Origin of the sequence: Arthrobacter flavus, assembly GCF_039526005.1 — a bacterium.
In the GTDB taxonomy this organism is placed as follows: domain Bacteria; phylum Actinomycetota; class Actinomycetes; order Actinomycetales; family Micrococcaceae; genus Arthrobacter_D; species Arthrobacter_D flavus.
On record NZ_BAAAIJ010000051.1, the window covers coordinates 253482 to 267694 of the forward strand.

At 56.2% G+C, this 14213-nt stretch carries 9 protein-coding genes; all 9 read left to right on the forward strand.

Annotated features, from left to right (window positions below):
- Nucleotides 1–69 precede the first annotated feature (69 nt).
- On the forward strand, nucleotides 70–1191 hold the full coding sequence (locus ABD059_RS13935) for a hypothetical protein (protein WP_343881042.1): 1122 nt from the start codon (nucleotides 70–72) through the stop codon (nucleotides 1189–1191).
- 124 nt (nucleotides 1192–1315) lie between these two features.
- Nucleotides 1316–2500, forward strand: a complete 1185-nt coding sequence (locus tag ABD059_RS13940) for a glycosyltransferase family 4 protein (RefSeq protein ID WP_343881095.1) — start codon at nucleotides 1316–1318, stop codon at nucleotides 2498–2500.
- Nucleotides 2501–2781: 281 nt separating this feature from the next.
- Nucleotides 2782–4251 carry a glycosyltransferase family 4 protein gene (locus ABD059_RS13945; RefSeq protein WP_343881044.1) on the forward strand — a complete coding sequence of 490 codons (1470 nt, stop codon included), beginning with the start codon at nucleotides 2782–2784 and terminating at the stop codon, nucleotides 4249–4251.
- Nucleotides 4248–5132 carry an ABC transporter permease gene (locus ABD059_RS13950; RefSeq protein ID WP_343881046.1) on the forward strand — a complete coding sequence of 295 codons (885 nt, stop codon included), beginning with the start codon at nucleotides 4248–4250 and terminating at the stop codon, nucleotides 5130–5132. The genes ABD059_RS13945 and ABD059_RS13950 overlap by 4 nt, the downstream gene beginning before the upstream one ends.
- Nucleotides 5116–6015: an ABC transporter ATP-binding protein gene (locus tag ABD059_RS13955; protein ID WP_343881049.1), complete on the forward strand. Its 900-nt coding sequence runs from the start codon at nucleotides 5116–5118 to the stop codon at nucleotides 6013–6015. The genes ABD059_RS13950 and ABD059_RS13955 overlap by 17 nt, the downstream gene beginning before the upstream one ends.
- A gap of 53 nt (nucleotides 6016–6068) precedes the next feature.
- Nucleotides 6069–7919 carry a glycosyltransferase family protein gene (locus ABD059_RS13960; RefSeq protein ID WP_343881051.1) on the forward strand — a complete coding sequence of 617 codons (1851 nt, stop codon included), beginning with the start codon at nucleotides 6069–6071 and terminating at the stop codon, nucleotides 7917–7919.
- Between the two features lie 1567 nt (nucleotides 7920–9486).
- Entirely contained in the window at nucleotides 9487–10845 is a 1359-nt protein-coding gene (locus tag ABD059_RS13965) for a glycosyltransferase family 2 protein (protein WP_343881053.1), read from the forward strand.
- Between the two features lie 70 nt (nucleotides 10846–10915).
- A complete protein-coding gene (locus ABD059_RS13970; RefSeq protein ID WP_343881055.1) occupies nucleotides 10916–13276 on the forward strand; it encodes a glycosyltransferase family 2 protein in 2361 nt (786 codons plus the stop codon).
- A gap of 1 nt (nucleotide 13277) precedes the next feature.
- The gene (locus tag ABD059_RS13975; RefSeq protein WP_343881057.1) at nucleotides 13278–14183 is read left to right on the forward strand and encodes a hypothetical protein; all 906 of its coding nucleotides are present in this window, start codon (nucleotides 13278–13280) and stop codon (nucleotides 14181–14183) included.
- Nucleotides 14184–14213 lie beyond the last annotated feature (30 nt).

The window sequence follows — 14213 nt, forward strand, 5'->3', positions numbered from 1 at the left end:
TTACGACACATTTAGCCGGGATCCCACCCCTACGATGAATCGATCATTCGTATCTGTAGGGGAGGCAGTATGACCAGTGCGGAATCGGCACGTCCAGGCAATCAGTCATCGATTCAACGAAGCGCCAGACGGCGGATCACCGTCGCTTTTTCTGGCCTCGTCGTCTCAAGCCTGATGATGGGGGTAGGGGTTTCTCCGGTTTCTGCAACTCACGACGTCGGCCAGATCACCGGTACGGTACTCGGTCTGGAAGCGGACGATCAGCTCTGTGTCTATGCACTGCCCGCTCCCGTGAACTCGGAGACTGGCGTTGCGCCGTCCGTCGGCCAGCTGAAACCTATCGTGCCGCCTCCCACCCAGGGCCCCTGTGCTGATACGCCGCTCGCAGTGAAGTCGCAGCTGGTGGTAGACGGCTCCTACACCCTAGAGGGGCTAAACCCCGGTTCCTACCGGCTCTACCTCGAGGATTCCCGGCCCAACGAATCGACTTCGACGAGCGCACCGCAGTGGATGCCCGGAAAGGCCCTCAAGACGTCGGCTCAGCTAGTGACTGTCGAAGCCGGTGCATCTGTCGCCGCTCCGAGTGCCACCGCATTCCCCGTTCGGTCCTTTGCTGACGTCCCGAAGACCGTGCAATTCTCCAAAGAGATCTCCTGGCTGGCGTCCACTGGCATCAGTACAGGGTGGACCGGGCGTAATGGGGCAGCGACCTTCCGGCCGGTGACACCCATCGCGAGGGACGCGATGGCCGTGTTCATCTATCGACTGGCCGGATCCCCGGAATACACGCCGCCCGAGGTTTCCCCGTTCGCTGATGTACCAACGGACAACGTGTATTACAAAGAGATCGCCTGGCTGGCTGCCGAGAAAATCAGCACGGGCTGGGCCCAGGATGGTGGTTCCCGGATTTTCCGGCCGCTGAGCCCGGTGGCGCGGGACGCTATGGCTGTCTTTCTCTATCGGTTCGCCGATCGAGGCGCCCTTGAGGATACTGCAGCTGCGCCGTTTGAAGACGTACCAACTGACAACGTCTACTTCAAGCAGATCTCCTGGCTGGCGTCGACCGGCATCAGTAGAGGGTGGACCTCGGCTGACGGAACGAGCACCTTCAAGCCCTATGCCGCGATCAATCGTGACGCCATGGCCGCCTTCATGAAGCGGTATGCCCTCATGATCAACACGCAGCCCTAGGCGAACATCATGGGAAAAGACGCCGGGACAAGGGAATGGTTGCCTGAGGTCTACACTTGATCCTGGTCCTGATTGACACGAAGCAAACTGAGCACTTTGGGGGTGTACGTTGCGTATCTTATTGTTGACGCATTCTTATGCCCCGGAGCACAGTCCGCCGCAAAGAAGGTGGACACAGTTCATTCGTTCCTTCCGCGCCGCCGGATGGGATGTCGATGTTGTTGCTCCGGTGGCTCATGCGCCGCACGGACGTCGGACACTGCCCCGCAGCGTCGCCGGAAGACCATTTCTCTGTGCCCTGGGCGAGTATGGCGAGCGAATCCGTAGGGTGCCGTTCCTTTGGCATAAGAACACTCGCCTGGGCCGATTAGGCAACCATTTGTTTTCGGCGGCTTGCACTGTTCCGGCCGCTCTGCTGTCGAGGAAGCCCGACGTCGTCGTCGTCACTGTGCCCAGTCTTCCTATCCTTGGGGCCGGTTATGTTGTCTCTCGGATCCTTAAACGACCGCTCGTTGTCGATATGCGGGACGCCTGGCCGGACATTGCTCGGGACGCTCGGCTCGTTCAGGGTAGTGCGAAAGGCGTCGTCGAGCGGATCATCATGGCCATTCAGGACCGGGCCGAACTCGTGGTGACTGTCACCCACGGGTTCGCTCGAACGTTGCGTGATCGCGGCCTGAAGAACGTAGCCACTGTGAGCAACGGGGTGGACCTGCATACCCTGGATAAACTCCCGCCGCGACCCATGGAGTCGGACCGGCTCGAGGTTCTCTACCTTGGTAACCATGGCGAGAGCCAGCGACTGGATGTACCGATCAGGGCTGCTGCGCTAGTGGGCCAGCAGATGCGACTCACCATGGTGGGCAACGGGGTACAGCGCGCCGACCTGATGCATCTGGCAGAGCAATTGAACGCCCCCGTCGACTTTCACCAGCCGGTCCACGGCCCCGAAGTAATGGGCTTCTACGATAGGACCGATAGCTGCATCGTGTCTCTACGGGACGACTGGAAATCCTTTGAGACCACCATTCCTTCCAAAACCTATGAGGTTTTGTCGCTGGGACGGCATATCACCGGCATTGTGCTGGGCGAGGCGAGGAAGATTCTCGAGGACGCAGAATCAGGTCATGTCGTCCGATCCTCGCCTGAGGAACTCGCTGAAATGTGGAAGTCACTCCAAGCCGATCGATCGCTGCTTCAGGTGAACGGTGCCGGCCGTACCTGGGTGGAGAACAACGCAGATGTAGAGGCCTTGGCCCAGAGCTATATCGACCTGTTGGCAGAGGTAGCCGGAGGTCCTCACCGGTGAACCCACTGTCGGTGCTGCGCAATGTTCGGTTATTAGGTGTCACAGCATTTCGCCATTTAGGAGACGACCCGTTCCTGCTGTTTTTGCAGGTCTCGCGGAGGATGCCTAGCGGTGTGGTTGATCGTGCGGCGGGAGTGGCAGCGGTCGCTGGGCGGGGCCCTCTGGTGCAGGCTGTAACGTCCTATCTGCAAGGGGACAAGGCACGCACCGAGCAGGTGCTGACAGCCGCGCTTGAGGCAGGTGAGCCACCGTCTCGGCCTTCATTACTGGCCGAGGTAGCCTTGGCAGCTGGAAACACCGCCCTGGCCGACAAACTCATTGCTTTGGCGCAGGTTCCCGGTGCCCGGGATGTTAGTCGAACAGTGGCGCGTCGGCGCTGGTACGACGGCGATATGAGCGGTGCCATTGAATCGCTTCAGTCCGCTGACCGATTCAGCGCCGCGGAGCGTCTTGCCTCCGAGCGCCGGGTCTTTGAGGGGTGGACGCCGACGCTGACCCCGGTGAAGGGGTATACCCCCCTGCCATGCACTGTACTGCATGTGCTGACCAACTCTTTGCCGCATACCGGCAGCGGTTACGCTCAGCGTTCGCATTCAATCCTGAAGGCACAGCACGACGCCGGTTGGCATGTTCACGCCGCCACGCGCGTGGGGTACCCGGTGCAAGTCGGCAAACTGTTCGCTGCCGACATCGATCTCATTGATGGTGTTGTCTACCACCGGTTGCTTCCTACGCGACTTGCGAAGGGTTTTGATGCCAGGCTTCAGCAGCAGGCGGAACAATTGTTGGCGCTGGCGTTACGGGTTCGGCCCACGGTGTTACACACCACAACTCACTTCACCAACGGGTTGGTGGTCCGCGAAGTTGCGCGGGTTCTCGGTATTCCCTGGGTCTACGAGGTGCGGGGCCAGCTCGCCGATACCTGGGCGTCGAGCCGGCCGGATGCGGCAAAGCAGAGCGAGCGCTATAAGCTCTTCACTGAAAGTGAAGCGCAGGTTATGCAGAGTGCCAGCCTGGTGGTGACATTAGGCGAGGTTATGAAGCAGGACATCATGGACAAGGGCGTGGATCCCGGCAATATTCTGCTGTGTCCCAATGCCGTGGGTGAGGAATACCTGGACGAGCCAATGGCCTCTGGCGATGCACGTGAACTTCTTGGACTGCCTTCGACCGGCGTCTATTTAGGGACAGTGAGCAGCATCGTCGATTACGAGGGTCTTGATGATCTGTTACGTGCCTTTGCTGTTTTATCCGCTACTCATCCTGAGCTACGGTGCCTGATTGTGGGGGATGGGGTTGCCTTGCCCTCGTTGAAGGCATTGGCCAGGGAGCTCGGTGTTGCGGACTTGGTTGTCTTCACCGGCAGGGTGCCGCGAGACCAGGCGCGCCTGCACCATCAGGCAATCGATATCTTCGTTGTTCCGCGGAAAGATCTTGCAGTGACACAGGCGGTAACTCCGCTGAAGCCTGTTGAGGCGATGGCTTGCGCCAGGCCGGTAGTCGCCAGCGACCTGCCGGCGTTGCGTGAGATTGTCAAAAATGGCGTCACGGGTGTGCTGACGGCTGCTGAAGATATTCAGGCACTCGCTACGGGAATCGCTAGCCTTCTTTCGGCGGATGGACATGTTCTACCGGATGCAAACACGCTGGGCGCTGAGGGGCGTCGTCGAGTATTGATGGAACGCATCTGGAGCCAAGCCGCGGATGCTGTGCTCAAGGGATACGATGAGCTGAGGTGCTCTCCGGTATGACAGCCGTGGAAGACTCCGACAAGTCGAAACCGGTAACGGTTCAGGTCAACCTGTCGAAAATGAGGCGAATCGGGGCTAAACCCTCTTTCCCCGACTACCTTGTCCAATTGTGGGGCCGACGCCAGTTCATCCTTTACGATGCCCGAGCCCGGGTACAGTCGGCTAATGATAAAGACAGGCTGGGCAGCCTATGGTTGATAATAAACCCCATCCTTTTAGGATTGACTTTCTACTTTATATTTGGGGTCCTTCTCGAAACAAGTAGAGGTATTGAGAACTTCCTGGGCTACCTGGTCATTGGCATATTTAGTTTTCAGGTTTCTGCGCAGGCTGTCGTTCAAGGATCGAAAAGCCTTTCTTCCAACTCTTCCGTCATTCGAGCCTTCAACTTCCCGAGGGCTTCTCTCCCGGTCGCCGTGAATTTGCGTCAACTGCTGGCGTCAATTCCGTCGACTATTGTTATGCTCTTGATTATCGTGTTAGCGCCCCCTGTAGAAGAAATTTCATGGCGATGGTTTTTAATCATTCCCGCCATAGCACTTCAGCATTTGTTCAATCTCGGCGTTGGTATGCTCCTGGCGCCTCTCGTTTTGAAGGTGCACGATGTGGGCAACTTGCTCGGGTTCGCCACACGGCTTTGGATGTACAGTTCCGCCATCTTTTACAGTCTCGATAGGTTTGCGGCATACCCAACTCTGGTGGCTGTGCTTGAGTTGAACCCATTGTTCTGTGTCATCGACATTTTGCGGGATTGCCTTCTTTATAACACAACTCCCGATCTCCAAACTTGGGGAGTATTAGCTTTGTGGGCCTTTGGTGCGATTATCGCAGGATTTGCTCTTTTTTGGCGACAGGAGGAGTCCTATGGACGAGCCTCTTAGCGGGATTGAGAATGCCAACGCTGCATCGATCATCGTCGATGACATATCCGTCAGCTATCGAACCAAGCGCTATGCGCCTGCTGACGAGAGCAAATCCGGAGGTGCTGTCGGAGCCCTACGTCGCCGAACCTCGGGCGGGCGGCAAACAACTAACGAAGCTCTTCGAGGGGTATCCTTCGTTGGCTACCGGGGAGACTCAATCGGAGTCATTGGGCGGAATGGATCGGGAAAGAGCACTCTGATGCAGGTTCTCGCGGGACTTACTAAACCCAGTAAGGGCGGTGTATACGCCGCCAGTGAGCCCATTCTTCTTGGCGTCAATGCGGCGCTGATTTCGTCACTTTCGGGTGCTCAGAATGTTCGTCTGGGATGTCTGGCCATGGGGATGAAGGAATCGGAGATCGACCGCAAGTACAGCCAGATTGTCGAGATGTCGGGTTTGGAGGACGAAATCAATTACCCGATGAACTCCTACTCCTCGGGAATGTCCTCGCGATTGAGGTTCGCGATTGCGGCTGCAGTGGATCCGGAGATTTTGCTGATCGACGAAGCCCTGAATACGGGTGACGCGCAGTTTAAAGCGCGCTCAAAGCAACGCATGGACGAAATTCGTCAGCAGGCTGGAACGGTATTCCTCGTCAGCCATAGCCTGAGCACCATCAAAGCAAACTGCAACCGGTGCATTTGGCTGGACAAAGGTGACTTCATCATGGATGGGGACACCGAGACTGTCACTAAGGAGTACCGCAACTTCGTTTGGCGGATGACCGAAGGTAGTAAAGAGTATGGCCAAAAAATACGGGCAGAATTGATGCAAAGCCGTCCGCCCCTCAAGACCGTCATTGTTGATCGTGGTTGGCGCAGCGCCAAAGGTCCCCGTTAGTGATGCAGTTGCGGGACGTCCGTCAGGCAATCTGGCACCTCCGACACGGTGGCATGACGCAATATCGCGAGTTCGCCTTTCGCGCCCGGCAGAACTCCTGGTCCTCCAAGACCAAGGAGAATGCAGGGCGGCGCATAGCCGGTGCAATTCCATTGCTTCGCCGCAGTAGTTTCCCCGAGGTTGAGCTAGCCGAGGCTACTCCATCGAAGCCTGAGATTCGCGTGGGCACAATTCTTGATGCCTTCTCCCATGCCGGGTTTGAATGGGAATGGAGTTGCATCCCGTTACGCCCCGGAATCAGTGTGGATGCATTGGCGGATCTCAACCTCGATTTCATCCTCATTGAATCGGCCTGGCATGGGAACAAAGGAGACTGGAAGTATAAACTCCAGGGGAGCGCCGGGCCAGGGGAGCAAGTGCGAGCGCTGATCGACATCGCCAAAGCCCAAGGGCTTCCAATCGTATTCTGGAACAAAGAGGACCCCCCGCATTACGAAGATTTCCTGCCCCTGGCTCGCCTGTGCGATCTGGTTTTCACGAGCGATTCAAATATGATTCCGCGTTATCGGGCTGATCTGGGGCACGACCGGGTCGAAGCTTTGGCGTTCGCCGCGCAGCCGAAAATCCACAATCCGGTTCGGCAGCGCCGTGGATGGCACGATCGGGACGTAGCCTTCGCGGGGATGTTTTTTAGCCACAAGTATCCCGAACGACGAGAGCAAATGGCGATGCTGCTGCCGGCGGCCGTGTCTGCCTGCGAGGCTGACCACAAAAAGTTCGACATTTTCTCGCGTGCTGCGGCGAGCCCGGAGTACAAGTTCCCGGGGGAGTTGCAGAGGCACGTCCTGGGGGAACTAAATTACCTTCAAATGATTGCGGCATATAAACGCTACAAGATCTTCCTCAACGTCAACTCGGTAGTCGACTCTCCAACCATGTGTTCGCGTCGTGTCTTCGAGATGACCGCGGCCGGAGCGTCAGTCGTGACAACGCCGAGTCCGGCTATCAATACCTTCTTCAGTGATTCCGAGATGGCGATCGTCGCTAATGCCGGTGATGCCTCAAGCGTGATCAGAGCTCTACTACGAAATCCGTCCTTCGCCGCTAGGCAGATCCACCGTGGCCAACGCGAGATCTGGCGTCATCACACCTATCGGCACCGAGCAAGGCAGATCACTGAAGCCGTTGGGATTGCGCTTGGTGATGACATCAACCCGATCGTTTCGGTGATTGTCTCGAGTATCAGGCCGGACCAGCTAGACCATGTGTTGGCTGGGGTTGCGGCCCAAAGAGATGTGAAGATACAGCTTGTTTATGGTTTGCACGGGCTCCCACTAGACGAAGAGGCATTCCGCGCAAAGTGCAGGTTCTTTGAACTGGAAGACGTTGTGGCTGTGGAGCTTCCCAAGGAGCTTTCGCTCGGGGAATGCCTCAATGTGTTGGTCGAGAAGTCAAACGGTTCGTTCGTCGCAAAATGGGATGACGACGACATCTATGCTCCCTGGTACCTTCACGATCAATTGATGGCCTTAGACTTTTCCGGCGCTTCGGTCGTCGGAAAGCGCGCTCACTTTATGCGATTGGTAGGGATGGATCTCACAGTCCTCAGGAACGAAGCCTTCGAACATCGATTCACGCACTTCGTCGCTGGACCCACCCTTGTCGGACGGCGCGAGGTATTCCGACTGAATCCTTTTCCGCCGACGACGACCGGCGAGGATACAGGTTTTTTGCGTTCAGTTCTTGACGGTGGCGGGAGCGTCTATGCCGCCGACAAGTTCAACTATTGTCAGGTGCGCCAAGAGAACCCAGAGGAACACACCTGGAAGATAACGGCGAACGAGATATTGGCAACATCAGAAGTGGCATTCTACGGAGACTCCGTAGAACAGGTTTTCGTTTAGGAGTAGTGGATGCGGTACGAAACGTTTGACCCCACAAGCGTTACGCGAGGGCACGCTAGCCTGCCGACTGGCGCAACCTTCGCAGGTAAGGGCCGCGGCATTGTCGGCGCCAGTACCCTCGCACTGTCGTCTGACGGATTGGTGTCTGAGCCAATTAGCGGGTTCGAACCACGGTGATTCAAGATCGGCCAGCGCTCGGTATGAAAGCGTGGTTTGCTGAGGAAGCTGTCACGCTCAGCGCAATCCACGACCCTTCAGTAGTGCAGAACTTCAGTATGGTGATCGTTGTTGACGCACGAAATGCCAGTGAGAAAGCGCTCTGCCTGACTCTCGCAACCCTAATGTCCGGGACGGTTCAGCGATGTGCCGTCCAAATCATCCGGCAAGGCGGTCTTCCACCGGGTGAGGTTGAGAATTGGATCTCCGGCCTTAGCCGTGTGTGTTTCATTGGAGGACCCGAGGCAATTGACCTACAGACTGACCTCGTACTCGTAGTTCCAGCCGGGGTAATTTTCGGTCGTTATTCAATTGAGGCGGCCGTCGAAGCCAAGAGTGCAGCATCCTGCGAACTGTTGAGAACGGTAATAGACGGATCTAACGGGACCGGTGAACTCTGGGCAGCTGAACCGTTGCGAAGGGCGAAGGATCGTTCGACAGCCGAAGCGGAGGTCCGGAAGCGGGGCGGAGAAAGATGGGTCTCTGGTTCCAGTCTCGGGCTGAGGTATATGGGGAAACCAGCCCCGAAGCAGTTTCTGCGGAAAGGTGCTGCCGGACAGCTGGAGCAGATTCTGGTCGTCCGGGACCTAAGTGACCCGAAAACACGATTCGACTACGAGGCGAAGATTGGCTCACTGCAGTCGGAGTTGCAGCGACTGCGGAGAGGTCAGCAAGCAGCACGATCTGGCCCGCGGATCGTACGACGACTCGTGTCACTAATTCGTAAGGGCCCGAGATACGCCTTCGGCAGGTTTGCGTCTCGGGTGGGTTCGCTCGTGAAGCGCGGATGATACCGACTACCGTTACGGGGAAGCACAACTTCGCTCTCACAGAGCTCGAGTCAAGCCTCAATCTGCTCTCCCCTCATTGGCATCAACTCGACCTCACAAGGATCGAAGACCTAACTGGTGACGACCTGGGTAAGCCTCGTTGGCATGACTCCTTTATCCTGGTTGCTTCCTCATATGTCGAGGCGTGGGAGTGGCTGCCCCTCCTGCGACAGATGGGAAAAGCCCATCGAGTATTTGTGCTTATTCGGGGTGAAGCTCGTCCTTTTCCTGCGGCTGGGCCCCCCACCGCCTCTCAGCTGGCTACGGGCCTAGCCTGCGGAAATGCTTCCGGTCCAGTTGGCTACCTCTGCGTTCGGGTGATCGATGGCACCTGGGTTGATGTGCACCGCGCCGTAGCGGCTGTGCTGACTCATCAGACCCCGGGCAAGGCGGGGTCCCTTTTGCACGGGCTTCGGGTGGGGGTGACGGAACCTACCCATGCTCCCTGGGCAGTAGGAGATACGCTATCGAGCTTCCTGCCGGAGTCGTCGCTGCGAGTAGACCCAAGCGACATCTTTCCCGTGGATGTATTGATATCCGGCACCGCCACGTTCGCCGACAACCAACGAGGACCACGGACTATTCTGAAGATTGACGAGTCACCGCGTGCCGACGGCTGGAGCACCGCATTGCCTCCGATCAACACTCGGTTTGTCTCGCCTCAGGGCTTCGAGCCCTATCCCGCGAAGGGCCGTCTTGAAGTCCGTTTGGGGGAATCAGGTGCGCTGGATTTCGTCGACGGCGGAGGGGAATTATTGGCTAGCATCGGGGCGGGAACAGCCCTCGATGAGTTCACCCTTGAACTAATGAGGGATCGAAGCTACCTCGATTTTTCGCGGATTCCGATGGACATTGACCTAATCCAAATGTCGAGGCTCGTTTCGGCGGGAGCGGTTGGGGGAGTTCCCATGTTGATTTCCTCGCAACACAGGGAGGGTCTTCTGCTCGGGCAGGATCTGGTTGAGACTCTCTCAACGTTCTCCGAGGAAGATACCGCTATGGTTCGAGAGTCGAAATCGATTCTGATGCGCCGAACCGCGCTCAAATACTTCGCACCGAGCCAACGGTGGGCTTATTGGGTGAAAAGATCAGGTCTTGCCCCGGCTACCGAATCTGTCAGCGTGATCCTGGCGACTAAGCGCGCAGGCAGGGTGGCAGAGGCGGTCCGGCAAGTGAGCGAGCAAACCTGGCCCGAGGTGGAGATTGTATTAGTCCTTCACGGATTCGATATGACTGGAGCGGACCTAAGTAATTTGGTAAGCGCAGCTGAGCGGCCCGTCACCGTAGTGAGGGCAGACGGAAATCTAATGCTTGGTGAGGTATTGAATCTCGGCGTCGAAGCGGCAAGCGGCAGCTATATTGCGAAGATGGATGACGATGATTGGTATGGATCACATCATCTCGAGGATCTTATGCAGGCGCGGGTTTATTCAGGAGCAGATCTATTAGGATCCCAGGTCGAGTTCGTCTATCTCGAGGAACTGGACATAACCACCCGCCGGCCACCCGAGGGCGAGCGATATTCAGACCATGTCGCCGGTGGAACCATGTTGATAGGCCGCTCGACGTTGCGCGAGGTTGGGGGATGGCGCCCGGTGCATCGAGCGGTGGACCGCTGCCTCCTGAATGCTGTCGAGGCGGTCGGTGGCCTCACATACCGCGGGCACGGTCAAAACTATATGATGCACAGGCATGCCCAGGAGGGTAACCACGGAGGCCACACGTGGGCTCCGGATACTGAAATCTTCGTTCAGAACTCGGTCCAACAATGGGACGGATTCGTGCTTCCACCTCAGATAGAGTCATCATGGACAGGGGAAGCGCCCGTAAGAAGTATGCATAGGAAAAGTATCTTCTCCAATAGTGACGCCTGCGAGTGAAACACCTCAGTCTTTTCCACCATACAATTTGTTCCCATTCTGACTATGTCAGAGTATTAGGAGAGTTCGCATGACCGCTGCATATCGGGTTTCCGTCGGCAAAGGGACGCGGCGCTCGGTCTATTTCGGGAGCGCCATTGTTGCGGTGCTTGCGGGAATTTCGGCGATCATGGGCGCTCTAATTGGCTCACCGATTCTTTTCACCTTGGCCTCGGGCCTCTTGGTCCTGATTTTCGCTGCTGCAGCAGCTGTTGGCTACAGGCGGTTAATTAGTACAACTCGTCAGACCCATCGCGCTGCACAAAGAACCCTCACTGAGGCTGTCCACGCCCGAGTGCTGAGTGAAAAGGCGGCTGAGTATGCAGATAGAAGCTACTCTGCCGAGATTGGGGCCCTTGAGTATTGGTCGAATTCGGCCGGTCTAAGTTCTGCTAAATTGGTGCATCAGCTTACTGTCATGCGTTCGGTTGCAGGTCGGGATCTATTAGCGAAAATGGCTACCAACGGCCAATGGACGTGGAGCGATGTGCGGCGTGCTCTGGAAGCTTACCGAATGGGCGGGACACCCAAACGGAATGTCCTCAAGGTATTTCGAGGGTCTTCGAGTATGCGCCTCCTTCAACTTGGGGATCTGTGTTTCCGTCAAAACTGTCTACCTCAAGATCTTGAGGATGTAGCCACGCTTTACTGGTTGGTCTATCAATTTGATGGCCCTCGCCAGTTCCAAAGCAGGCAGCGTAGCGAGTTTTTTTTGGACGCATTGTCCCGAACTGGGCAATCGGCCAGGGCTCGGGACCTTCTTCACCTTCTAGATGGTGAGGGTGTCAGCGGATCTGACCGGATGCTGTACATGGCTAACGTCGAGCATCCCGGCCGAGAGTCGGGTGAACTCGAACGTGATTGGATTGCCGCCATAAACCGGGTATACGACTCGGCAGGCCTTACCCAAATTCAGTTGGCTCCCGGGTCTCAGTCCGCTTTTCTGAGATTGGAAGCGGGGGATGTAAAACCGATTACCGAAGGACCCCTCGTCTCAGTCGTTATGCCGGTCTTTCGGCCGGATGCGGCCACCCACCTGGCTATTAGGTCTGCACTTGACCAGTCGTATCGCAATTTAGAGATTATTGTCGTCGACGATGGCTCGGGCGGCGAGTACTCGGACGCATTAGATCAGTGGGCTGTCCTCGATAGCCGCGTAACCATTGTGAAAAATGAGACGAACTCAGGTGCATACACTTCGAGGAATATTGGCTATGAGCGTGCAACCGGGAAATACCTAACTGTATTTGATGGAGATGATTGGCAGCACCCCCAAAAAATCCAGCTTCTTGTTGAGAAGGCTGAGATGAACTCTGATACCAGGCTTGTTAGCGCCCGGTGGGCTCGGGTCGATGAAGCGCTCTTCTTCCAATATCGAGGATGGAAAGGTGCCTACATTACGCCCGCTCATGTCTCGGCTCTATTTCCAATCCAACTGGTTAGAGAAAAGCTGGGCTACTGGGATACCGTGCGAAAGGCAGCCGACACTGAGTTCATCCTTCGTTACCAACAGCTGATCAATGGAGCCGAGCCAATTGAGGTGTCCGAAGCCCCGCTGACGATTTCCTTGGTCGGTACAGCGAATCTCTCAGTCGATGACTTCAGGCTCGGGTTCAGGGCGCCAGACAGAATCTCGTATCGATCCGCATATGAGCACTGGCACCGGAAGGTACGAGATGGTCATGAAAGTGGCTATCTGCCATTTCCCTTGGACAGGCGTCCCTTCCCTGCACCGGTGAGATTCCTACCAAATCAACCTAAGCATCCGCACTTGGATGTCCTCTTTGTGGCTGATTTTGCCGAGAGTGCCGAAGACGCCCAAGAGTTGATGGAGTGCCTCGAAGTCCTTTTGGAGGCAGGACATGAGGTGGGGCTTATGGATCATCCGTCTATCGCGACAGGGCGCTCGTCAGCCACCAGGGTGAACGACCGGCTCCAAGAACTATTCTCTAGTGGTCGGCTGACCCGGGTGCAACAGACCGATGAAGCCGAAGTTAGAACGATAATAGTGAAAGATCCGAGTGCTTTCCAATTTGAACTGTTTGCATCAGGGGCAGTAGTCCCCCGGTCGGTCTACGTCACTACGGAAACGCCACCGTATGATTCGTTGAAGAAGCGACATACATTTGAGGTGTCAACCGTGTCGCAGAATCTATTCAGGGAATTTGGCGTCCGTCCAGTATGGGTGCCAACTTCGAGTTCCGCGAACAAAATTTTGTCTAGGCTGGTGGCAGATAGCGACATAATTCCTCTGCCCGAGGGTAGGGTCTTAGATTCCGAGACAGCTGCGGAGGCAGGTGCGCCCGAGGAGGGCCCGAGTGAACCACTCATGTCACATGTGTTTCGGATACTCGAACATAATCGTGGCCACTTTGTGAATGTAGGGAGTTGATATGGTCGATCATCCTGAAAATACGGAACCTTCGTCTACAAACTGGGACAGCCGGCATGAAGTGCCAATATTCAGAGTTGCCGGTATATCCGAAATCGTCCATCCAGGTAATCATAAGACCCGATATATATCGCCTAGCTCTATCGATGCCGGACTGGACTTAGATTTCCTTTATGAGCCGGAGAGCTCCAGCACCTTGGTGGTAGTGCTTCACGGTGCACTGGGACGAAACAAGTTCGTTCTCCCCCGGTTTGAATGGCGCAGCACCCTGCAAAACGTTCGGGCATCTAAGTTGTACCTCAGTGACTCAACGGTCTCACAGAGCGCAAATCTAGAAATTGGCTGGTATTTCGGTCAACAAAAAGATGATTTGGTCGAACGGTATAGCGCGCTTGTGCGGCACATTAAAGTAATAGGATCATACCAACGGGTGCTCTTTGTCGGCAGCAGTGCCGGGGGATTCGCGGCCTTATCCATGTCCCGTAAAATTGCTGATTCCTGCGCAGTTGCTTTCTCACCTCAAACCACGATCGCCGCATACCATCCTGGCCATGTTCGAAAGTTCTCTGATGTTGTTTTCCCGAACTTTGGGTCGTTCGATCGTATTGAAAGAGATTTTGGGATGCGAATCAATCTTCGCAGGCTGTACGACGGTACGGAAAATTTAAACTACTTCCGTTTCGTTCAGAACATCGGGGATCCATTTCATTACGAAGGTCACTATGTGCCCTTCGCGTTGGCCCAGGGCGTCTCGCCCGAAGGTGCGGGTCCGACCCCTTCCGGTAGAGGGCGGTTTGTCGTTGCACGATATGAAAAAGGTCATGCTCCGCCCCCTAGGTCGTATTTCCGAAGGCATATATCCGAAGCTCATGAAGAGTTTTTCGGGGGGAAGTTGGTTATTGAATGAGATGTCGTCGTGGCATGCGGCCTTTTGGCC

What these genes read in the sequence shown, in the direction of transcription:
- ABD059_RS13935 (WP_343881042.1), top strand. Translation starts at nt 70, where the DNA reads ATGACCAGTGCGGAATCGGCACGTCCAGGCAATCAGTCATCGATTCAA.
- ABD059_RS13960 (WP_343881051.1), top strand. Translation starts at nt 6,069, where the DNA reads ATGACGCAATATCGCGAGTTCGCCTTTCGCGCCCGGCAGAACTCCTGG.
- ABD059_RS13950 (WP_343881046.1), top strand. Translation starts at nt 4,248, where the DNA reads ATGACAGCCGTGGAAGACTCCGACAAGTCGAAACCGGTAACGGTTCAG.
- ABD059_RS13975 (WP_343881057.1), top strand. Translation starts at nt 13,278, where the DNA reads ATGGTCGATCATCCTGAAAATACGGAACCTTCGTCTACAAACTGGGAC.
- ABD059_RS13970 (WP_343881055.1), top strand. Translation starts at nt 10,916, where the DNA reads ATGACCGCTGCATATCGGGTTTCCGTCGGCAAAGGGACGCGGCGCTCG.
- ABD059_RS13955 (WP_343881049.1), top strand. Translation starts at nt 5,116, where the DNA reads ATGGACGAGCCTCTTAGCGGGATTGAGAATGCCAACGCTGCATCGATC.